The following is a 22,004-nucleotide window of genomic DNA, read 5'->3' on the forward strand; positions in this document are numbered from 1 at the left end:
TCCGCCCTGACGCCCTATCAGATTCCGGAGGCCCGGCATGCGCGCATTCATCGCCGCCGCCGGCGGGCTCGTCCTCGCGGTGCTCCTCGTCCTCGCCATCACGGCGTTCGGGGCGCCCGAAGGCAAGACCTCGCCCAAGCCCCTGCTCACCACCGCGCCCGCCGCGCCCGGAAAGTAGAGGAGGCCCGGCGATGCGACGCAGAGCGAGCCTCGTCCTGCTGGCACTGGCCGTCTTCTTCGCGGCCCTCGCGCCGCTGCTGCGCTGGTACGCGTACCCGCGGCTCGCGAAGATCCCGCCGAACCAGTACCAGGAGGTGGTCCTGGAGGCGAAGGACGCCACCCTCCTCGACTACTTCAACGGCATGCAGCCCAAGAAGGTCGACAAGGTCACGATCGTCCAGACCCTCAAGGGCAACGTGGAGGCGTCGAAGGAGATCGAGGCCAGCGCCGGCAAGGACGTCGTCGTCTGGGACACGCTGACCCACATCATCGACCCCGACGGGAAGATGGTCTCCCAGATCCCCGAGCGCTACATCTTCGACGCGCACACCCAGGACCCGGTGCACGCCACGGGCGAGATGGTCGACGGGGACGCCGTCAAACGCGAGGGCATCGAGTTCAAGTGGCCGTTCTTCACCGAGCCGCGCGACTACCTCTACTTCGACGCGCAGACCCGTACCTCCTCGCCGATCCACTACGTCGGACCCCGCAAGTTCAAGGGCATGGACGTCTACTACTTCGAGCAGACCGTCCCCTGGACCAAGGTGCCCATGCCGAAGAAGATGCCGATCGAGGGCATCGACCCGGCGACGATCGAGGCGACCACCGGCACCACCCTCTGGTACACGACGAAGGCGATGTTCTGGGTCGACCCGGTGACCGGGGCGCCCGTCAACGCCGAGCAGGAGATCCAGCAGGAGATGCGCGGCGGGATCGCGGCCGGCGGCCCCGACGGCAAGCTCACCGCGTTCGCCGGGCACGTGAAGATGCGCGAGGACTACAGCGACTACACCGTCGACCTGGTCAAGTCGAACCGTACGAAGGTCCTCGCGCTGCACACCTACGCGCCGATCGGCCTGGCCGCCGGTGGGCTGGCGCTCCTGGGGGTGGCGCTGTGGCTGGAGGCGCGCGGGCGGCGGCGGCCGGGGGCGGGACCGGAGGAGCTCAGCGCTGCCTGAGGCGGGCGCTGGTGTGCCGGGTCGGCTCGGCGGTGGCCGGGTCCTCCGGCCAGGGGTGCTTGGGATAGCGGCCGCGCAGCTCGGCGCGGACGGCCCGGTAGCCGCCCTGCCAGAAGGAGGCGAGGTCGGCGGTGACGGCGGCGGGGCGGCCGGCGGGCGAGAGGAGATGGACGAGTACGGGTACCCCCGCCACCCGGGGGGTCTCGGCCAGCCCGAACAGCTCCTGGAGCTTCACGGCGAGCACCGGCTGCCCGTGCTCGGCGGAGTAGTCCACCCGGATCCGGGAGCCGCTGGGCACCTCCAGCCGTTCGGGAGCCAGCTCGTCCAGCCGGGCGGCCTCGCCGGTGGCCCAGGGCAGCAGCCGGTTCAGGGCCTGCCCGGCATCGATGCGGCCGAGGTCCGCGCGGCGGCGGGCCCGGGACAGCTCGGGCTCCAGCCAGTCGTCGGCGCGGTCCAGCAGGGCGGCGTCGTCCGCGACGTCGGGCCAGGCGCCGCCGAGGGTGCGGTGCAGGAAGGCGAGGCGGGCCCGGAGGGCCTGCGCGTCGGGGGACCAGCGCAGCAGGCCGAGGCCCTCGGTGCGGAGGCCGTCGAGCAGGGCGGCCCTCACGAGGGTTGGGTCGGGGGTGCGGAGGGGGCGTGCCGCGAGCTCGATCGCCCCCAGCCGGTCCGCTGCGCGGGCGACGAGGTCCCCGTTCTCCCAGTGCACCTCTTCGCCCCGGCTGCGCAGATGGGCGGCCGCGGCCAGGGCGGTGTCCTCGTCGATGACGGCGGCCAGTCGGACGCGGGCGGAGGCGGAGTGCGGGGCCCGGTCGGCGACGGCCACGGCCAGCCAGGGCGCGCGGCGCAGCGGTGACCCGTCTCCGAGCTCGGCGGCCGTGCCGTTGGCCATGAGGAAGGCCGCCTCGTTCTTGGCCCTGGCCACCCGCTCGGGGAACGCCAGGGCCGCCACGAGCCCGGCGGCGGCATCGTCGGAGATCTCCCCCACCCCGCCCCTTCCCGAAACCGTGGGCTCCGCCCCCGGACCCCCGCCGGGCTCTGCCCGGACCCGCGCCTCAAACGCCGGCGAGGCTGAAGTGGCGCCCTGCGCCATCCAGCCCTCCGGGCGGGCATCTCCACCCCCGCCGGGCGCGGCATATCCAGCCTCGCCGGCGTTTGAGGCGCGGGGGTACGGGGGCGGAGCCCCCGCGGGGTCCGGGGCGGAGCCGCCGGGAGCGGGGGCCGGGGGCGCGAGACCCGGTTTCGGGAAGGGGCGGGGTGGGGGAGAGCCCCGCGGGGTCACCGGCGGCACGCGCCAGGCGGCGGGCTTCCGCGCGCCAGCGGGACGCGTAGGGGTCGCCGCCCCGGAGGGCCCGGCGCCAGGCGGCGGCCAGGTCGTCCCCGTACTCCCGCGGCGGCTCCTCGCTGAGCAGCGCCACCACCTCCGCGGCCCGCCGCGTGCCGAGGGCCGCGGAGCCGTCCAGCAGGGCACGGGCCAGCCGCGGGTGCAGGCCCAGCCGGGCCATCCGCAGCCCCCGCCGCGTGGGACGGCCCGCGTCGTCCACCGCGGCCACGGCCCGCAGGACCTCCCGCGCCGCGGCCATCGCCCCGGCCGCCGGCGGGTCGAGCAGCGCCAGCCCGGAGGCGTCCGGGTCGCCCCAGCACGCGGCCTGCAGGGCGAACTGCGCCAGGTCGGCGATGCGGATCTCGGGGGAGGGGAAGGCGGGCAGGCGGGCGTCCTCCGCCTCCGTCCAGCAGCGGTACACCGCGCCCGGTGCCTCACGCCCGGCCCGCCCCGCCCGCTGGCGCCCGGCCGCGCGGGAGGCCCGTACGGTCGCCAGCGCGCCCAGCCCCCGCGCATGGTCCACGCGGGGCTCGCGGGCCAGCCCGGAGTCCACGACCACCCGCACGCCCGGCACGGTCAGGCTGGACTCGGCCACGGCGGTGGCGAGGATGACGCGCCGGTGCGCGGCCGGCGTCAGCGCCGCGTCCTGCACCGCCGCCGGGGCCCGGCCGTGGACCTGCAGCACCTCGGCGTCCACCCCGCCCAGCTGCCCGGCGACCCGGGCGATCTCCCCGACGCCGGGCAGGAAGCACAGGACATCGCCGGAACGTTCCGCCAGCGCCCGCCGCACCACGGCGGCCACGTGCGTCAGCTGCGCCGGATCCACCCGCATCCCGTGCGGAGGCCGCACCGGCCGGGCCGGCGGGGCCCAGACCGTCTCCACCGGGTGGGAGACCCCGGCGGCCTCCACCACCGGCGCACCGCCCGGACTGCCCTGACCAAGGAGGTGCGACCAGCCGGCCGCGTCGGTCGTCGCCGAAGCCGCCACCAGTCCCAGCTCCGGGCGCAGGGTTTCCCGTACGTCCAGGAGGAAGGCGGCGACCGTATCGGCGTCGAGGTGCCGCTCGTGGCACTCGTCCAGGACCACCAGGTCGACGCCGGACAGCTCCTGGTCCCGCTGGAGCCGCTGGAGGAGGACGCCGGTGGTGACCACCTCGACCACCGCCCCGGCGCCCACGACCCGCTCGCCGCGCACCGTGAAGCCCACCGAGTCGCCGACGGCCTCGCCCAGCAGCCATGCCATGCGCCGCGCCGCCGCCCGTGCCGCGATCCGCCGCGGCTCGGCCACCACGACCCGGCGCCGCGGCCCGCCGCCGACCAGCCCGGCCAGGAGCAGCGGCACCAGCGTGGTCTTGCCGGTGCCGGGCGGGGCGCAGAGCACGGCGGTGCCGTGGGCGTCCAGCGCCGAGACGAGCGCGGGCACGGCTTCCCGTACGGGGAGGGAGTCGAGGGCGGCCTGGCGGATCAAGGGATCAGTCCCTCTCGCACACGAAGATCGCGGTGCCCGGGATCAGGTTGCCGCGCAGCGGGGACCAGCCGCCCCACTCCTGGCTGTTCCACTCGGGCCACTCCGGCTCGACCAGGTCGAGCAGGCGGAAGCCGCCCGCCACCACGTCGCGGACCCGGTCGCCGATGGTGCGGTGGTGCTCCACGTACACGGCGCGGCCCTGCTCGTCCTGTTCGACGTACGGGGTCCGGTCGAAGTAGGAGGCGGAGACGGACAGCCCCTCGGGGCCGGGCTCGTCGGGGAAGGCCCAGCGGATGGGGTGGGTGACGGAGAAGACCCAGCGGCCGCCGGGGCGCAGCACGCGGTGCACCTCGCGCATCACGTTCACGGGGTCGGCCACGAAGGGGACGGCGCCGTAGGCGGAGCAGGCGAGGTCGAAGGAGGCGTCGCGGAAGGGCAGCCGCCCGGCGTCGGCCTCGACCAGCGGGACGTCATCGCCGATGCGCAGGGCGTGCTGGAGCTGGCGGTGGGAGAGGTCGAGGGCGACGGGGCGGGCGCCCTGGGCGGCCAGCCAGCGCGAGCACTGGGCGGCGCCGGCGCCGATCTCCAGGACGTCCTTGCCCTTGAGGGAGGCGGCGGGGCCGAGGAGGGCTGCCTCCGCCTCGTCGAGGCCTTCCGGCCCCCACACGAAACGGTCGTCGCCGAGGAAGGCACCGTGCTCGGTCTGGTACTCGTCGGCGTTGCGGTCCCACCAGCCGCGGCTCGCGCGGCTGCTCTCCGCTTCGCCGGCGTCACGCCGTGTGGCCTCGGCGTCGTCCCCGAAGGAGGAATCGGCCTCGTACGCGTCTTCGGGGGCGTAGTCCTCTTGGTTCATGGGGCCCGTCGTCGTAGTCTGCGAATGTCTGCGGAGCGGAGCAGGGAAGCGCCATCAGGGCCTCCCCGCCCACGAATTGTGCCGGTTATACGGCGATCCGCCGGGGGTGCCCGCGTTCGCGCATTGACCCTGTCCGGCCGCCCCCGTATGCTACAAGTTGCGCTGCGAGCCTGTGCTCCTCAGACCTAGCAGGCTGCGCTTGCATCTGTTGATGTCCCCTCGGTTTTCGGGGCCCCTCCGCACTTCGCGGAATGGGGGTCTCCTGGCTGTCCGGCTTCTTCGGCAGATGCCGATAAGGGCTCCCGGCGTAGCAGTACCTACGACTTTCTGTCCGTAACCGGAGCCCTTTCCCACATGACGAGCAGCACCGAGACCACCTCTACCACTCCGCAGGTAGCGGTCAACGACATCGGTAACGAGGAAGCCTTCCTCGCCGCGATCGACGAGACGATCAAGTACTTCAACGACGGCGACATCGTCGACGGCGTCATCGTGAAGGTCGACCGGGACGAGGTCCTGCTCGACATCGGTTACAAGACCGAAGGCGTGATCCCGAGCCGTGAGCTCTCGATCAAGCACGACGTCGACCCGAACGAGGTCGTCAAGGTCGGCGACGAGATCGAGGCCCTGGTTCTCCAGAAGGAGGACAAGGAAGGCCGCCTGATCCTGTCCAAGAAGCGCGCCCAGTACGAGCGCGCCTGGGGCACGATCGAGAAGATCAAGGAAGAGGACGGCATCGTCACCGGTACCGTCATCGAGGTCGTCAAGGGTGGTCTCATCCTCGACATCGGCCTCCGTGGCTTCCTGCCGGCCTCCCTCGTCGAGATGCGTCGCGTCCGCGACCTCCAGCCCTACGTGGGCAAGGAGCTCGAGGCGAAGATCATCGAGCTGGACAAGAACCGCAACAACGTGGTCCTGTCCCGCCGCGCCTGGCTCGAGCAGACCCAGTCCGAGGTCCGCCAGACGTTCCTCACCACCCTGCAGAAGGGTCAGGTCCGCTCCGGCGTCGTTTCCTCGATCGTCAACTTCGGTGCCTTCGTGGACCTGGGTGGCGTCGACGGTCTCGTCCACGTCTCCGAGCTGTCCTGGAAGCACATCGACCACCCGTCCGAGGTTGTCGAGGTCGGCCAGGAAGTCACCGTCGAGGTCCTCGACGTCGACATGGACCGCGAGCGTGTCTCCCTGTCGCTGAAGGCGACGCAGGAGGACCCGTGGCAGCAGTTCGCCCGGACCCACCAGATCGGTCAGGTCGTCCCGGGTAAGGTCACCAAGCTGGTTCCGTTCGGTGCGTTCGTCCGCGTGGACGAGGGCATCGAGGGTCTGGTCCACATCTCCGAGCTGGCCGAGCGCCACGTGGAGATCCCGGAGCAGGTCGTCCAGGTCAACGACGAGATCTTCGTCAAGGTCATCGACATCGACCTCGAGCGTCGCCGGATCTCGCTGTCCCTGAAGCAGGCCAACGAGTCCTTCGGTGCCGACCCGGCGTCGGTCGAGTTCGACCCGACCCTGTACGGCATGGCCGCGTCCTACGACGACCAGGGCAACTACATCTACCCCGAGGGCTTCGACCCCGAGACCAACGACTGGCTCGAGGGCTTCGACAAGCAGCGCGAGGCCTGGGAGACCCAGTACGCCGAGGCGCAGCAGCGCTTCGAGCAGCACCAGGCGCAGGTCATCAAGAGCCGCGAGGCCGACGAGGCCGCTGCCGCCGAGGGTGCTGCCGCCCCGGCCGCCGGTGGCAACGCCGGTGCGGGCATCTCGGGCGGTTCGTACTCCTCGGAGTCGGACGAGACCTCCGGCGCCCTGGCGTCGGACGAGGCCCTGGCCGCGCTCCGCGAGAAGCTGGCCGGCGGCCAGAGCTGATCGCAGCGCGCATCACACTCCGGTGTGAGCCGAGCTGGTTGAGTTGAACGGTGAGGCCCGTCCCCTTCGGGGGGCGGGCCTCACCGCGTTTTCCCGTGATCCGTTGCGTTCTCGTGAATGCGGCCAACTGGGGAATGGTGGGGGCTCCTTGGACGTTCTTGGCAGAGAACGCGGCGAGGAGGAGTGGTGACGGTGCTTGATCCACAGGGTTTGTACGAATGGGACGCCAAGGGCCTGGCGGTGGCCGACCTGGCGCTCGCCCAGGACTCGGCCGGGCTGGTCATGCTGTACCACTTCGAGGGGTACATCGACGCGGGTGAGGCCGGGGAGCAGATCGTCGAGCGGCTCCTGGACACCCTGCCCCACCAGGTCGTCGCCCGCTTCGACGCGGACCGGCTGGTGGACTACCGGGCGCGCCGGCCGCTGCTGACCTTCCAGCGCGACCACTGGACGGAGTTCGAGGAGCCCCGCCTGGAGGTCCGCCTCGTCCAGGACGCCACCGGAGCGCCCTTCCTGCTGCTCTCCGGTCCCGAGCCGGATGTGGAGTGGGAGCGGTTCGCGGTGGCCGTCCGGCAGATCGTCGAGCGCCTCGGTGTCCGGCTCTCGGTCAACTTCCACGGCATCCCCATGGGCGTCCCGCACACGCGGCCCGTCGGCATCACCCCGCACGGCAACCGGACCGACCTCATGCCGGGGCACCGCAGCCCCTTCGACGAGGCGCAGGTGCCGGGCAGTGCGGAGTCGCTGGTGGAGTTCCGCCTGGCCCAGGCCGGGCACGACGTCCTGGGTGTCGCCGCGCACGTCCCGCACTACGTCGCCCGCTCCCCGTATCCGGACGCCGCGCTGACGGTGCTGGAGGCGATCACGGCGGCGACGGGGCTGGTGCTGCCGGCCGTGGCGCACGCGCTGCGGACCGAGGCGCACCGCACGCAGACGGAGATCGACCGGCAGATCCGGGAGGGCGACGAGGAGCTGGTCGCCCTGGTGCAGGGGCTGGAGCACCAGTACGACGCGGCCGCCGGCGCCGAAACCCGGGGGAACATGATCGCCGAGCCGGCGGAGATCCCGTCGGCGGACGAGATCGGCCGCGAGTTCGAGCGGTTCCTCGCGGAGCGCGAGGGCGAGAACTGAGCCGAGGGGGCTGTAGGGCGGTCAGGGGCGGGGTCTAGGCTGCGGGCATGCTGAAAGTGGGCCTGACGGGCGGAATCGGTGCCGGCAAGAGCGAGGTCTCGCGGCTGCTGGCGGGGTACGGGGCGGTCATCGTGGATGCCGACCGGATCGCGCGGGAGGTCGTCGAGCCCGGTACGCCGGGGCTCGCGGCCGTCGTGGCGGCCTTCGGGGAGGCGGTGCTGACCGCTGAGGGGGCCCTGGACCGGCCGAAGCTGGGGTCGATCGTCTTCGCCGATCCCGAGAAGCTCCGGACCCTCAACGCGATCGTCCACCCGCTGGTCGGGGCCCGGTCGGCCGAGCTGGAGGCCGCCGCCGGCGCCGACGCGATCGTGGTGCACGACGTACCGCTGCTCACGGAGAACGGCCTGGCGCCCCTCTACGACCTGGTGGTCGTGGTGGACGCGGCGCCGGGGACGCAGCTGGCGCGGCTGACCGCGCTGCGCGGGATGGCCGAGGAGGAGGCGCGGGCCCGGATGGCCGCGCAGGCCACCCGGGAGCAGCGGCTGGCGGTGGCGACCCTCGTGATCGACAACGACGGGCCGCTGGAGGCACTGGAGCCGCAGGTGCGCGGGGTGTGGGAGGAGCTCACGGCGCGGGCGGCGAAGCGGGCTGTGGAACAGGCGGCGGAGTAGCCGTGAAGCGGGCCGCGGGGCGGGTGGCCGGGCGGATGGATCGTCAGGTCTGGCGCGCCATGGAATAGCGGGCGCGCCGCAGGGCGTTGAACGCGGCCGTAGAGGGAAGGAACAGACCGTGTCCGACACCACGCCGCACTCCTCGCCGTCCTCGTCGTCCGGCGCGGCGAGCCCCGAGACGCACGTCATCGACTACCGGGCCGCCGAGCAGCTGCTCGCCGCACGCGACCCGCGCGGTGCGGTCAAGCTCCTCGACTCGGTCATAGCCGCCCACCCGGAGAACACGGCGGCCCGGCTGCTGCGCGCCCGGGCGTTCTTCGCCGCCGCCCAACTGCGTCCGGCGGAGCTGGAGTTCGAGCTCGTGCTGGAACGGGAGCCGGACAACGCCTTCGCCCACTTCGCGCTGGCCCGCACCCATCAGCGCTCGGGCCGGCCCGAGCAGGCCCGCAAGCACTTCCGGCTGGCCGCCGCGCTGGACCCGCAGCCCGAGTACCTCCGGGCCGCCCGCTTCGAGGACTGAGCCTCACCGCCGGCGGGGCGGCTCGTACGGGGGGATGTCCGGGCCGGGCTGGTAGTGCGGGCCCTGGTGGATGTGGTGCAGGACGACGGCCACGTCCACGGTCACGATGACGGCAAGGACCCCGCAGGCGGCCGCCCAGCCGGGACGGCCCGCCAGCGAGAAGGCCGCCGTCCCGGCGACAGCCCAGAGCAGCCCCCACATGCCCAGCCAGAACCGCAGCCGCAACGGACTGCGCGCGGTCACGGGCTCGTTTCCGGAACGCATGGCCATCGCCTCGCCTCGCCTCACGTCCATGGTCCCACCGTGGGGGCGGTCGGGGGCGGCCGCGCAGGAGAGCCCTACGGGTTGAGCTTGTTCACGGCCGTGGTGGTCGTCTTCTTGAAGGCGGGTACGGGGGCGTCGGAGAGGTTGCCCATCTGCCCCCACTTCACGACCGTCACGGTGGAGCCGTCGCGTCCGATGCCGTACAGGTGCACGCCGGGCTCGGAGTCGGGGACCGAGGTGTGCACCCCGTAGACGTGCGCGCCCTCCTCGACGGGGAGCTTGCCGTAGTCCTGCCAGGAGGCGGTGCCGCCCGGGGTGGCGCGCAGCCAGTCGGCGGCGCACGCCGCGACCTTGCGCTCGATCGCGGCGGCCAGCTTGGCGGCCGCGGAGGCCGAGGAGGACCGTACGGAGATCTGCACGGCGCCGGTGTCGAACTCGGTGCCGAAGGTGCGGTGCCATGCGCCCGTCGCCGGAAGCACGTCCTCCACGCAGAACGGCGCGAACTCGGGGAGCCCCTTGGTGACCTCGCCGGTGTACCAGGCGGAGCCGGGGTGCGGCGGCAGGTCGGCGCCCGTGAGGAACCCGGGGGCGGTGGCGGCCGTGGCCGTGGCCGATCCCGTCAGGACGAGGGCGGTGGCCGCCGCGAGGGCGGCGAGGGCGGTGGTGGCGGTGGCGGTGGCGGTGCGTCGGAACATGGTCGGTACTCCCCGTTTCCATCGGTGTGTGGTCGTACGCCGAGAGCCTTGCCCCGGAGCGGGGTGTCGGGCGACGGATCGGGGCGGATTCGGGACACTGGAACGGCCGTACGTGCTGCCACCTGGGGGAACACCCCCTGCATGGAACGCAGTCGTGGGACGGGGGAACGCCGTGGGCGCGAGCGAGGGTGACGGCGAGGGCGCGGGCGAGGCGGAGCGGTTCGCGCTGCTGATGCGGGGGCTGAAGGAGCGTGCCGGGCTGAGTTACGGGGTGCTGGCGCGCAAGCTGCACACGAGTACCTCGACCCTGCATCGCTACTGCAACGGGGAGGCGGTGCCGGCGGAGTTCGCGGTGGTGGACCGGTTCGCGCGGGTCTGCGGGGCGACGGCGGGGGAGGCGGTGGAGCTGCACCGGGCGTGGCTCCTGGCGGACGCGCGGAAACGGGCGGCGGCCCGGGCGGAGCCGCTTCCGCCCCCGCCGGGGCAGGGGCCGGAGCCGGGGGGTGGGGCCGGCGTGGGGGCGCGGTCGCCGTGGTACCGGCGGAGGCGGGTGGCCGTGGTCGGCGCCGCGGGGGTGGCAGCGGGTGCGGTTGCCGTGGCGGTGCTGGCGGCGGCTGCGCCGGAGCGCGGCACTCCGCCGGGCGCCGCGGGCATCACCGCCCCGCCGGTCCCGTCCGCGGCCACCCCGACGCCCGGGGCCCCCGCCGCGTCGCCGCCGGCCGGGCCCGCCGCAAGCCCCGTACCGTCGGGGGCGCCGGCGTCGAGCGCCGAGGCCTCGCCCTCCGCGCGGCGGCAGGAGCCGTCGGTCCCCGCCGTGCCGCTGAGGGCGGCGGTACGGTCGCACGTGTGGGCCAACGGCTGCGACCACGCCTACCTCGCCGACCGGGCCCCCGGCTCGGTGCCCCCGCCGCCGGTGGAGGCGGACGCGCCCGCCTGGGCCGCGGCCCAGGGCGCCGTGCACGCCGGGACACAGATCGTGGAGGTCACGCTGCACGGCACGGGCCCGGGCAGCGTGGTGCTGGAGGACCTGGAGGTACGGGTGGCCGCGCGGCGCACCCCGCCGGCCTGGAACCTCTTCCAGATGTCGCAGGGCTGCGGCGGCGCGCTCACCCCGGCGGCCTTCGCGGTGAACCTGGACGCGCCGCGCCCCCTGGCCCGGCCGGTCGCGGGGAACGACGGGGGCGGTGCGATCCCCGCCCCCTCCTTCCCCCTGCGCGTCTCGGCGTCCGAGCCGGCCGTCCTGAGGGTGGAGGCCACCACCACGGGCTGCGACTGCGACTGGTCCCTGGACCTCCGCTGGAGCGGACCGGCCGGCTCCGGCGTCCTGCGCATCGACGACGGCGGCCGCCCGCTGCGCACGAGCGCCGCCGGTGGCCGGCCCATGTACGGCTACGCGACGGAACTCGGCCGCTGGGGCCGCTGACCCGAAACCAGCGCATAAGAGCAGGTCAGCGGCGTTGTCAGTGGGCGCGCCTAGACTCGGCGACAGAGGTAATGAGAGGTAGTCCGAATCGGCCGGGCAGCAGGGAGGGGGGACACCGTGGTGACACCACCGCAGTCGGAGCAGGCCCGCGCCCTGCTGCGGCACGCCGCCGTCTTCCTGCCCGCCGCCGTCCCCCGCGAGGGCCGCGTCGCCTTCTGGGCGCCCGAGGGGGACGCCCTGCCCGAGGCGGGTACCCCCACGCCGCTTACGGTCGTGCGCCCGCACGGCGAGCGGGTCCGCAGCCGGACCGTGCCCGCCGTGACCTTCTCCGTCACCTCCGCCCTGCCCCTCCTCGCCCAGGCCGCCCGCAGCCCCGCCGCGCACCCCGCCACCCGCGCCTGGGGCACCGCCGCCACGCAGGCGCTCACCCTGGTAGCCCGGGGCCGGATGCTCCCCGGGCTCACCCCCGAAGGGGTCGACGCCTGGCGGGCCGGGCCGCTCGACGCCGCCGATGTCGACCACCTGCGGGCCGTCGCGGCCGCGCTGCCGTACGAGGGGTACGCCACCCCCCTGACCGGCCGCCGCCCCCTGCACCTGCCCGAACCGGAGGCGCTGGTCCGCGCCTTCCTCGACGCCGTCGCCGACAGCCTGCCCCGGACCCCGGCCGCCGCCGTGGCCGCCGGCCGGCCCTTCGCCGCCCGGGAACCCCAGCGGATCCCGGCGATACGGGAATGGGCCGCGCAGGTCGCCGCCGGAGCCGATACGGGCGTCGGGATCTCGCTGCGGCTCGACCTGTCCTCCTTCAGCCTCTTCGACGGGGCGGAGGACGACACCGGCGCACTGGAGGACGCCCGCCGTGCCGGGGCCGCCGTCGTCCAGGTGCACAGCCTCGCCGACCCCACCCTCGTCGCCGACGCCGCACAGCTGTGGGCGGGTGCGGCCGCGGCCGGCTTCGGACCGCGCGCCCGGATCGATGCCGTGCTCGCGCTGCGCAGGGCCGCGCGGGTCTGGCCACCCCTGCTGCGGCTGCTGGACCAGCCGGTCCCCGACGCGCTCGCGCTGTCCGACCCGGAGCTCGAAGACCTGCTGGGCGTGGCCGCGAGCCGGCTGGCGGCCGCCGGGGTCCTGGTCCACTGGCCGCGCGAGTTGGCCCGTACGCTCTCCGCGACCGCCGTCGTACGGTCCACCGCCCCCGGGTCCGCCACCGACGGCACCGCCTTCTTCGACGCCGAGCACCTCTTCGCCTTCTCCTGGGAGCTGGCGCTGGGCGGCGACCGGCTCACCCCGGGGGAGATGGACGCCCTCGCGCAGGCCCACCGGCCCGTGGTGAGGCTGCGCGACCAGTGGGTGCGGGTCGATCCGGAGCTGGTGCGCAAGGCACGCAAGCGGGACCTGGGTCTGCTGGAGCCGGTGGACGCGCTGGCCGCCGTACTGTCGGGGACGGCCGAGGTCGAGGGGGAGCCGGTCGAGGCGGTTCCGGTCGGGGCGCTGGCCGCCCTGCGGGAGCGGCTGACCGGGGAGTTGGCCCCGCTGCCGCAGCCCGCCGCCCTCAAGGCCACCCTGCGCGACTACCAGGCGCGCGGCCTGGCCTGGCTGGACCTGATGACCTCCCTCGGGCTCGGCGGCTGCCTCGCCGACGACATGGGCCTGGGCAAGACCGTCACCCTGATCGCGCTGCACCTGCACCGGGACCGTCCCGAGCCGACGCTCGTGGTGTGCCCGGCTTCCCTGCTGGGCAACTGGCAGCGGGAGATCGAGAAGTTCGCCCCCGGCACGCCGGTGCGCCGCTTCCACGGCGGCAGCCGCAGCCTCGACGACCTGACGTCCTGCGCCGGCGGGTTCGTGCTCACCACGTACGCCACGATGCGCGCCAGCGCCCCCCTGCTGGCCGAGCAGAGCTGGGGCATGGTCGTCGCCGATGAGGCCCAGCACGTCAAGAATCCGCACTCGGCGACGGCGAAGGCACTGCGCACCGTCCCCGCGCCGGCCCGGGTGGCGCTGACGGGCACGCCCGTCGAGAACAACCTCTCCGAGCTGTGGGCGCTGCTCGACTGGACCACGCCCGGGCTGCTGGGCCCGCTGACCACGTTCCGGGCGCGCCACGCCCGCCCGGTGGAGCACCAGCAGGAGGAGGACGGCGGCAACGAGGCGGCGGTGGCCCGGCTGTCCGCGCTCGTCCGGCCGTTCCTGCTGCGCCGCAAGAAGTCCGATCCGGGGATCGCGCCCGAACTGCCGCCGAAGACCGAGACCGACCACCCCGTCTCCCTCACGCGCGAGCAGGCCTCCCTCTACCAGGCGGCGGTGGAGGAGGCGATGGCCGTGATCGAGTCCAGTGAGGGCATGGAGCGGCGCGGCATGATCATGAAGCTGCTGGCCTCGCTCAAGCAGATCTGCAACCACCCCGCCCAGTACCTCAAGGAAGAGGCGCCCCGGATCCCGCACCGCTCCGGCAAGCTGGCGCTGCTCGACGAACTGCTGGACACGATCCTGGCCGAGGGCGGCTCCGTGCTGGTCTTCACGCAGTACGTGACGATGGCCCGCCTCATCGAACGCCATCTGTCGGCCCGCGGCATCTCCCACCAGCTCCTGCACGGCGGGACGCCGGTGGCGCGCCGCGAGGAGCTCGTCGACCGGTTCCAGGCGGGCGAGGTGCCCGTATTCCTGCTGTCGCTGAAGGCGGCGGGCACCGGCCTGAACCTCACCCGCGCCGGGCACGTCATCCACTTCGACCGCTGGTGGAACCCGGCCGTCGAGGAGCAGGCCACCGACCGCGCCTACCGCATCGGCCAGACCCAGCCCGTCCAGGTCCACCGGATCATCGCCGAGGGGACCGTGGAGGACCGGATCGCCGAGATGCTGGAGGCGAAGCGGGCCCTGGCCGATGCGGTGCTCGGCTCCGGGGAGTCGGCGCTGACCGAGCTGACCGACCGCGAGCTGGCCGACCTCGTCTCCCTGCGGAGGCCCGCATGATCACCGCGCGGGAGGACCGCCGGCGCACCTTCGAGACGGTGCCCGCCGGGGTGGAGGCGGTCAGCTGGTGGGGCCGGGCCTGGGTGTCGGCGCTGGAGGAGGTCTCCCACGACACGGCCCGCCTGGCCCGGGGGCGTACGTACGCCGCCGAGGGACACGTCGACGCGGTCACCGTCACGCCCGGCCGGATCGTGGCCTACGTGCGGGGCAGCCGGCCGCGCCCGTACCGCACCGAGCTGACCCTGCCCGCCTTCGCGGACGCCGAGTGGACCGAACTGCTGGAGGAGGTCGCCGCCGACCCGGGGGCCCTGGCCGCGCTGCTGGAGCGGGAGGTCCCGCAGTCGCTCGCGGGGACGATCCTGCCCGGCGCGGGCGAGCTGCGCCCGCACTGCTCCTGCCCCGACGTCGGACGTCCGCCCTGCAAGCACGCGGCCGCCCTCTGCTACCGGGCGGCCCGCCTCCTCGATGCGGACCCCTTCGTGCTGCTGCTCCTGCGCGGCCGCGGCGAGCGGGAGCTCCTCGACGAACTCGCCCGCCGCAACGCCGCCCACGCCGCGCGTGAACAGCCCGACGCCGCGCCCGGTTTCCCCGGCGTCCCGGCCCGGGTGGCGATCGCCCGCACCGGCCTGCCGCTGCTGCCCGCGCCGCTCGCCGCGCCCGCCGCGGCCGGACTCCCGCCGGCCTACCCCGCCGACCCCGCGGCCCCGGACCCGCTCGTCCTGGACCAGCTCGCCTCCGACGCCGCGGCCCGCGCCCTCGCCGTCCTGACCACCGCCGAGGATCCGATCGCCGGGCTCGACCTCTGGCAGGACGCCGTCCGGCTGGCCTCCGCGCATCCCACGGCCGGCCTGACGGGCGCGGCCCGCACCCTCTACCGCGACCTGGCCCGTGCCACGGGCCGCAGCACCACCGATCTGGCCCGGGCCGCGGCGGCCTGGCGTCAGGGCGGCCGCCCCGCCCTCGCCGCGCTCGAAGACCCCTGGGACCCGCCGGCCGGCCCCTTCGACCGCGCCCGACCGGCCCTGATCGCCGCAGCCCAGGGCGCCTTCCGCCCCGAACGCAACCGCCTCACGGCCCGCAACCGCCAGCTCCGCCTCGGCCGCGAGGGCCTCTGGTACGCCTACGAGGACCGCTTGGGCGACGAGGACTGGTGGCCCACGGGCCACCCCTCCCCGGACCCGGTCACCGCCCTGCTGGGCTGAGGCCCCCGGCCCCCGGCCGCCGACACCCCGGGGGGATCTCGTGATCCTCGCCCCGTGAACGTGTCCGGCGCGGACAATGGACCCCATCTGGGCAATCGGCGCCGCGTCTCGGGGAGAGACCGGCAGCCGGCCACGGGGAGGGGTACATGGAACAGGACGTGACCATCCGGCGGGTGCAGGTGTTCGGAGCGGATCCCGCACATGCCGAGCGTGAAGCACGCCAGTTACGCGACGTGTTACGCGGGCTCGACGGTGTCGAGGCCCGCTTCGCCGAAGGCCGCAGCCCGTCCGGCGGCACCGACGGCGCGAAGGGGGAGCTGCTGACTCCCGAGGTGGTGCTGCTGCTCAGCGGCGGCTCGTTCGCGGTCGTCCGCGCGGCGATCCGGGCCTGGGCCGAGGTCCGCAAGAGCCGCCACGCACGCGTGGAGTTCAGCGACGGCACCGTCGCCGAACTGCGCGGCGGAGTCTCCGGCCGGGAGCTGAAGAAGATCCAAGAGGAGCGGCAGCCCAAGCCCGAGGTGGGTCCGTGAGCCGTAACCACGCGCTCCTCATCGGCACGGCGAACTACGAGGACCCCGCCTACGCGCCCCTCGCCGCGGTACGGGCCGACGTGCACTACCTGAGCCAGGTCCTGGAGATGCCGTCCGTCGGACGGTTCGAGGAAAGCGTCCGCGTGGAGGATTCCACCAAGGCGGCCATCACCCAGGCCGTCGAGGACTTCCTGGCGGACCGCGAGGGCGACGAACTGGTCGTCCTCTACCTCAGCGGCCACGGCGCCTACGAGCGGGAGGACGGCCAGCTGTACTACGTGGCCGCCGATACCCGGGCCGACGAGGTGCAGCGCACCGGAGTGAAGGCCTCCTTCATCACCGAGCAGCTCGAAGCCTGCGCGGCCCGGCGCAAAGTACTGCTCCTTGACTGCTGCTTCAGCGGCGCGGCCGTCCAGGGCTTCCGCAGCAAGGGCGGGACGTCACAGAAGGCCGGCGCGGACCTGCCCGCGGTCGAGGCGAGCGGCGTCTACGTCATCACCGCCTCGCACCACTGGGAGGAGTCCTTCACCTCCACACCGGGTGACCCCTCCCAGTTCACCCAGGCCCTGGTGCGCGGACTGCACACCGGGCAGGCGGATCTCGACGGCGACGGGCAGGTCTCGGCCGACGACCTGTTCCGCTACGTCAGCAGGGAGCTGAAGAACGCCCCGGCGGACAGACAGCAGACGCCCACGAAGTCGAGCCTGTCCGTGACGGGCGACATCTTCCTGGCGAAGGCCGCCGTCGGCCGCCAGATCCCCGCCCTCAAGCCCCTGGATCCGGGAACCTTCGCGGTGGACGCGGAGGGGAAGGGCGTGGCCGTCCCCGAATCCGTCGTACCGGCGGTGGCCGCACACGACGACACGGCCTTCGGCGAGGCGGACTGGCCGAAGCTGTTCGACTACTACCTCGCCTGCCTGCGGCAGGAAGAGGCGAGCGGCGCTTTCCTGCCGCTGCCCGGATCGACCCCGGCGCGAGCGCTCTGGCCCGGCGGCCAGGAGTCCCTCCTCAGCGGCGCGTCGGACACGGTGCCCGCCCCCGAGGGCGTCGTGCGCCTGGCGGCCCAGGCCCGCAAGGACGGCGCCGAACTCTGGTACGGCTACCCGACCGTGGTCCTGTTCGACGGCAACAAGCAGAAGTGCGCACCCCTGTTCATGCGGCAGATCGAGGTCGCGGAGGACGCCGGGGGCGTTCCGATGGTGGTCGCGGCGGGGCCGGCGGTCCCGCACGCCCAGCTGGTCCTCGAACGGCTCGGCAAGGACGAGGGGCTCGAGCTGCTGGCCACGTACCGGCCGAGCTGGCGGCCCGGGTTCAGGGACGAGATGGTGCGGGACCTGCGGGTCCTCCTGGACGAACTGGCGCTGCCCGACACCGAGCACCTCGATCCCGGGGCGCTCGGCGACGGCGCGACCCTGCGGGCCCCGCACGAGGGCGCCCGCAACCTCGCGCTGGTCTTCGCCGCGCGCAGCGAGCAGGGCGGCTCGTCGAAGCAGCTCGTCAAGGACTACCAGAAGATGAGGTCCTCGGTCGCGGAGCTTTCCGGCACCGCCCTCGGGGCCCTCGCCCGCAGGGAGGAGCCGGATCCGGCAGCAGAGGAAGCCGTCCGGATCGTGGCACCGCTGGCGGTCAACGAGGGCCAGGAAGCCGTGATCAGGGCGGCCATGACCCGCAGGCTCACCGTGGCCACCGGACCGCCCGGCACCGGAAAGAGCCAGCTGATCGTCAACGCGGTCGCCACCGCCCGCGCGGCCGGCCTGACCGTCCTGGTCGCCTCGACCAACAACAAGGCCGTGGACGAGGTCTGGGAGCGTGCCGAAGAGCTCGCCCCCGGCCTGCTCGTGCGCACCGGCAGCCGCAGCGGTGAACGCGACAACGTGGAGGACGAACTCGAAGGCCTGACCCGGCTGACGGGCGTGACCCGGCCGCCCCGCTCCTCGCAGGCCCACGGCGGCGAACTGCGCAATGCCACGCGCGAGCTGGAGGAGGTGCGCCGGCGGCTGGCCGATGTCGCGGAACGCGAACGCCTCCTGTCGGCGGCCGCGCAACGCCGGCACACGTACGCCGAGACCTGCCGCTCCGAGGTGGCCGTCCTCGCGGCGGCCTTCGGCGACGACACGGCCCTCGAACGGTGGCGCGGCGCGGCGCACCGCGTGGCACGCGCCGCGTTCTTCAAGGGGTTCCGGCGGCGCCGTGCGGTGGGCAGGCTGCCCGACCTGCCCGTTCAGGTGGACGGCCCCGAGGACTTCGCGGAGCTGCTGGCCTTCGCGGACGACGAGGCGAGCTGGCGTCACCACCGCGCGCTCGCCGAGGGGCAGCCCGGCGACGCGGACCTGTCGGAGGCGCTGCGGGCGGCGGAGCAGCGGGTGCGCGACATGGCGCAAGGACTGCTGGGGGCACTGGTCGACGAAAGGGCCGCAGGGGCCCGGCAGTTGCTCCACGACCGGATCGAGGCCGTCCGGTCCACCTCGCCGCGCCAGTGGGCGACGCTGGACAGCCTGCTGCCGTCGGTCTCCGGCTGGGCCGTCACCGCACGCTCCGTCCGCAGATTCCGGGACCGCCCCGGCCTCTTCGACCTGGTGATCATCGACGAAGCCAGCCAGTGCTCCACCACCGACGTGCTGCCGCTGCTCTTCAGGGCGAAGCGCGCCCTGGTCATCGGCGACCCCATGCAGCTGCCGCACATCACCCAGCTGCAGGCACCGCAGGAGGCCGAGGCCCGTGACGCGGCCTCCGTGCGCGCGAGCTGGCTGGAGGAACACCGCCTCGCACACCGTTCGTACTCCTCCTTCCACGCCGCCGCCCACGCGTCGGGCGGCCCGCTGCTCCTGGACGAGCACTTCCGCTGCCACCCCGACATCGCCGAGATCTCCAACCGCTACTGCTACGCCGGCCGGCTGACCGTGCTCACCGACCCGCGCACGCTGCGCCGCCTCGACGGGGTGGGCGCGGTGCAGTGGCTGGACGTACCGGGCCGTGCCCGGGCCGGACGCGGCGGCTCGTGGATCAACTCGGAGGAGGCGGACCGGGTGCACGTCGCCATCGAGCGGCTGCTGACCAGGCTCCCCGCCGGCTCGACCATCGGCGTCGTGACGCCGTTCCGCGCCCAGAAGGAGCTCATCGCGCGGCGGTGGGCCCGTGAACAGCGGGTCCGGGTCGGCACGGTCCACACCTTCCAGGGCGGACAGCAGGACGTGATGCTCCTGTCGCTCGTGGCCGGCCCGCAGATGCGGGCGAGTGCCGTCGGCTGGCTGACGCGCGAGACCAACCTCTGGAACGTCGCCATCACCCGTGCGCGCTCCCACCTGATCGTCCTCGGCGACCGCGAGTTCTGGTCCGGGCAGGGCGGCATGGCCGGAGCCCTTCAGGACGCGGCGGCCGGCCACGCGCGGCTGGATCCCGCGGCGGCGGTGGAGCAGGAGCCCTGGCCCCTGCTCGTGGGCGACCGCCTCCAGAAGCTGCTCGGCGATGCCGTCCCCGGAGCGCTCACCGACCGGGACGTGGTCCGCGACGGGTACCGCTGCGACTTCGAACTCAGGCTGGGCGACAGGACCGTCCCGATGCTCCTGGACCACGGAGTCCCGGAGGACGGGAACGCGACGCGCCATGTGCGGCTGGCGCTGACCAGGACGCGGCTGGTGCCGGGCGGGATCAGGGTGCCGGCCTGGGAGGTGTGGGACGGCCGTACCCGCCGGATCACCGCCGCCGCTCAGCGGCCGGTGTAGAGGAAACGGAGGTAGCGGGCGTAGGAGAGCTCGCGGCCGTGGCGCTGCGCTTCTTCGAGGGAGTCGCGCAGCGCCTCGTACCGGGTCTTGTCCTGCTGGAGCTCGACGGTCCTGCGGCTGAACTCCTGACGCTGCTGCTGGGCCCGGGCGTTGGCGGCGGCGTCCTCCCGTACCAGCCGGGCCCGGCCGTCCTCCAGGCGGGTCTTCGCCTGTGCCCGCTCGGTGTCGGCCACGGTCTGCGCCGCCTTGCGCTGGTCGGCCAGGAGGGAGCGCCGCCGCTCGAAGTCCTGCTCGACCGCCCTCCGTTCCGCGGAGGTGAGCCGGGTGGGCTGGCTCGCCGCTGCCGCGGCGGCCTCGGCCTGGCGCCAGGCGACGAGGGCCTTGGCCTTGGCCTCGCCGATGCCGGGGACCTTCACCGAGGCGCCGTTGCGCAGGACGAGCACCACACCGGCGGTGTTGTGCGCGGTGTTCTGGAAGGTGCGGTAGCCGGTGAAGTCCGCGGCCGTGCGGATGCCCGCCATGGCCAGCTGCCGGGTGAGCGCCTCCCCGATGCCGCGCACCCGCGCGTGGCTGACCGGCTTGCCGTTCAGCCGGTTCTGTACGAAGTCCGCCTGGCGGCGGGTGAGCGCCCGGGCGAGGGCCTTGCCGACATCGCCGTCGATCGCGGCGATCTTCCGGTCGATCTCGCGTTGGGTCCTGACCTTGGACTCCTCCGCCGACTTCAGTTCCTTGTGGTAGCGGGCGGTCAGCTTCTGCTGATCCTGGGGGAGGCGGACCTTCCGGTTCGCCTCGGCGGTGTCGAACCTCGCGCGCTCCTTGCGGAGCTTCTCGGCGCTCTTCTCGGGGCTGTCGAGCTGCCGGATGCCGCGCTGCAGGCCGCCCAGGATCGCGAGGGCCGTCCTGGTCTCCGTCCTGCGGCGCCGGGCGAAGGCGGTGACCAGGGCCGCGAAGGCGAGCGGCGCCGCCTGGGTGCCCATCGGTACGAGCAGGTCGGCGAGCACCATCAGCACGGACGCGGCGAGCGAGAGCGGCAGCAGGGCGGCGCCGACCACGTCGAGCAGCCGCCGCCGGCGGAAGCCGCCCGGCATCCCGGCGGCTCCGGGCAGGGGAGCCGCGGGCGAGGACGCCGCGAGATGGCCGGCCATCCAGGAGGGGAGCGGGCCCGCGCCGGCGGCGGTGTGCGCGGGCGGGGGAGTGACGGGCGCCGTGGCCGTGTTGATCCGGCCCGCGGTGGTCTGCGCGGGGATGGAGGGGATGGCGGGGATCGCGGGGGCGAGCGGGGGCAGGGCCGAGAGCGGCTGGTACGCGAGCGACTTCACGTGCTCGGCGAGACCGCTCACGGTCCGGTCGGGGTGGGCGAGCAGAGTGAGCAGACCGCTCGATGTCGAAGGACTCTTGAAGTCCTCCTCGGTGAGCAGCAGGAACTCTCCGCTGGGTTCGTGCAGGCGCACCCACAGGCCGGGATCGGCGGCCACGGCCTTCAGCGCGAGGAAGATGACCCACGAGGAGAACCGGTCGAGGTCGGCCCCGAAGTCGTCGTTGCCGCGGGCGGGCGACTGGTAGTTGCGGTGGCCCCGTTCCGTTCCGCCGTGACCGGCCAGCGCCGGTACGTACATCCCGTCGTAGTCCACGAGCCGGAAGGTGCCGTCCGCGGCGACGAGGAGGTTGCCGTGCTGGAGGTCGCCGTGGGCGATCCCGTGGGCGGAGAGGTCCCCCGTCAGCTCCGAGAAGCGGCTCGCGAGGCGGTCGACGGCGGCGCTGTCGGTGTGGTGCGCGTCCAGCCAGGCGGAGAGGGTGACGGCCTCGATCCAGTCCATCTTCAGGACGGGAAAGAGGTCCCGGCCCACCCGGATGGCATCCGGGAGGTACTCGAAGCCGAGCTTCCACGGCTGCGACAGCTCGCCGGGATCGAGCCCGGCGAGCTCGGAGCTGATCTCCTGGTACCGGAGTTCCTGGTCCGGGACGTGCCGGGTGAAGCACTTGACGGCGTACCGCCGGCCGGACACGGCGGAGGTCAGCGAGAACACGCTCGCGAACGCACCCGAGATGGCGCGGGGCAGTCCGAGCCGGGTGAGTTCGGGCCTGGCACCCTTCAGCTCGGGGTGCAGGAAGCAGAGCTCCGTGTGCTGCAGAGCCTCCGCGTAGGCCGCGCCGCTGGGGAACTGCCTGTGCGGACCGGTGGGCGCGCCCACG

Annotated in this window: 16 protein-coding genes and 1 pseudogene; 11 read left to right on the forward strand and 6 right to left on the reverse strand. The window is 74.0% G+C overall.

Annotated elements, in window-relative coordinates:
• The first annotated feature begins 37 nt into the window (after positions 1–37).
• On the forward strand, positions 38–178 hold the full coding sequence (locus ACFTXQ_RS18825) for an SPW_0924 family protein (protein WP_382642110.1): 141 nt from the start codon (positions 38–40) through the stop codon (positions 176–178).
• 13 nt (positions 179–191) lie between these two features.
• Positions 192–1,178 carry a DUF3068 domain-containing protein gene (locus ACFTXQ_RS18830; protein WP_382642112.1) on the forward strand — a complete coding sequence of 329 codons (987 nt, stop codon included), beginning with the start codon at positions 192–194 and terminating at the stop codon, positions 1,176–1,178.
• Here the strand turns inward: ACFTXQ_RS18830 and ACFTXQ_RS18835 are convergent.
• From ACFTXQ_RS18835 to ACFTXQ_RS18845, 3 genes and pseudogenes are all read right to left on the reverse strand, one after another.
• Positions 1,165–2,151 (reverse strand): annotated as a pseudogene (locus tag ACFTXQ_RS18835) (ATP-dependent helicase C-terminal domain-containing protein); the annotation flags it as partial. The gene ACFTXQ_RS18830 and the pseudogene ACFTXQ_RS18835 overlap by 14 nt on opposite strands.
• 79 nt (positions 2,152–2,230) lie before the next feature.
• Entirely contained in the window at positions 2,231–3,967 is a 1,737-nt protein-coding gene (locus ACFTXQ_RS18840; protein ID WP_382642114.1) for a DEAD/DEAH box helicase, read from the reverse strand.
• Positions 3,968–3,971: 4 nt separating this feature from the next.
• A complete protein-coding gene (locus tag ACFTXQ_RS18845) occupies positions 3,972–4,820 on the reverse strand; it encodes a class I SAM-dependent methyltransferase (protein ID WP_382642116.1) in 849 nt (282 codons plus the stop codon).
• Positions 4,821–5,174: 354 nt separating this feature from the next.
• Here ACFTXQ_RS18845 and rpsA point away from each other — a divergent pair, with 354 nt between their 5' ends.
• The 4 genes from rpsA (at position 5,175) to ACFTXQ_RS18865 (ending at position 9,005) form a co-directional block, all read left to right on the forward strand.
• Positions 5,175–6,683: a 30S ribosomal protein S1 gene (gene rpsA, locus ACFTXQ_RS18850; protein WP_030010959.1), complete on the forward strand. Its 1,509-nt coding sequence runs from the start codon at positions 5,175–5,177 to the stop codon at positions 6,681–6,683.
• 192 nt (positions 6,684–6,875) lie between these two features.
• On the forward strand, positions 6,876–7,814 hold the full coding sequence (locus tag ACFTXQ_RS18855; protein ID WP_382642118.1) for a PAC2 family protein: 939 nt from the start codon (positions 6,876–6,878) through the stop codon (positions 7,812–7,814).
• 47 nt (positions 7,815–7,861) lie between these two features.
• Entirely contained in the window at positions 7,862–8,485 is a 624-nt protein-coding gene (gene coaE, locus ACFTXQ_RS18860; protein ID WP_382642120.1) for a dephospho-CoA kinase, read from the forward strand.
• Between the two features lie 118 nt (positions 8,486–8,603).
• On the forward strand, positions 8,604–9,005 hold the full coding sequence (locus ACFTXQ_RS18865; protein WP_382642122.1) for a tetratricopeptide repeat protein: 402 nt from the start codon (positions 8,604–8,606) through the stop codon (positions 9,003–9,005).
• Between the two features lie 3 nt (positions 9,006–9,008).
• Here ACFTXQ_RS18865 and ACFTXQ_RS18870 read toward each other — a convergent pair whose 3' ends face one another.
• Positions 9,009–9,269, reverse strand: coding sequence for a DUF6343 family protein (locus tag ACFTXQ_RS18870; protein WP_382642183.1), 261 nt, complete (start codon positions 9,267–9,269; stop codon positions 9,009–9,011).
• Positions 9,270–9,343: 74 nt separating this feature from the next.
• Complete coding sequence (locus tag ACFTXQ_RS18875) at positions 9,344–9,964, reverse strand: hypothetical protein (protein ID WP_382642124.1); 621 nt, start codon at positions 9,962–9,964, stop codon at positions 9,344–9,346.
• Positions 9,965–10,118: 154 nt separating this feature from the next.
• Between ACFTXQ_RS18875 and ACFTXQ_RS18880 the strand changes: the two genes are divergently transcribed.
• The 5 genes from ACFTXQ_RS18880 (at position 10,119) to ACFTXQ_RS18900 (ending at position 19,811) form a co-directional block, all read left to right on the forward strand.
• Positions 10,119–11,387, forward strand: a complete 1,269-nt coding sequence (locus ACFTXQ_RS18880) for a helix-turn-helix domain-containing protein (protein ID WP_382642126.1) — start codon at positions 10,119–10,121, stop codon at positions 11,385–11,387.
• A 117-nt stretch (positions 11,388–11,504) separates the two neighbouring features.
• A complete protein-coding gene (locus ACFTXQ_RS18885) occupies positions 11,505–14,357 on the forward strand; it encodes a DEAD/DEAH box helicase (RefSeq protein ID WP_382642128.1) in 2,853 nt (950 codons plus the stop codon).
• On the forward strand, positions 14,354–15,559 hold the full coding sequence (locus ACFTXQ_RS18890; protein ID WP_382642130.1) for an SWIM zinc finger family protein: 1,206 nt from the start codon (positions 14,354–14,356) through the stop codon (positions 15,557–15,559). Before ACFTXQ_RS18885 ends, ACFTXQ_RS18890 begins: the two co-directional genes overlap by 4 nt.
• Positions 15,560–15,705: 146 nt before the next feature.
• Positions 15,706–16,089: a hypothetical protein gene (locus ACFTXQ_RS18895; protein WP_382642132.1), complete on the forward strand. Its 384-nt coding sequence runs from the start codon at positions 15,706–15,708 to the stop codon at positions 16,087–16,089.
• Positions 16,086–19,811: an AAA domain-containing protein gene (locus tag ACFTXQ_RS18900; protein ID WP_382642134.1), complete on the forward strand. Its 3,726-nt coding sequence runs from the start codon at positions 16,086–16,088 to the stop codon at positions 19,809–19,811. Before ACFTXQ_RS18895 ends, ACFTXQ_RS18900 begins: the two co-directional genes overlap by 4 nt.
• On the opposite strand, the gene ACFTXQ_RS18905 is transcribed toward ACFTXQ_RS18900, so the two are convergent.
• Positions 19,796–22,003: a hypothetical protein gene (locus ACFTXQ_RS18905; RefSeq protein ID WP_382642136.1), complete on the reverse strand. Its 2,208-nt coding sequence runs from the start codon at positions 22,001–22,003 to the stop codon at positions 19,796–19,798. The two genes, ACFTXQ_RS18900 and ACFTXQ_RS18905, sit on opposite strands and share 16 nt — an antisense overlap.
• Between the last annotated feature and the right edge of the window lies 1 nt (position 22,004).

It is taken from the genome of Streptomyces sp. NPDC057010 (genome assembly GCF_042673805.1).
Classification (GTDB): domain Bacteria; phylum Actinomycetota; class Actinomycetes; order Streptomycetales; family Streptomycetaceae; genus Streptomyces.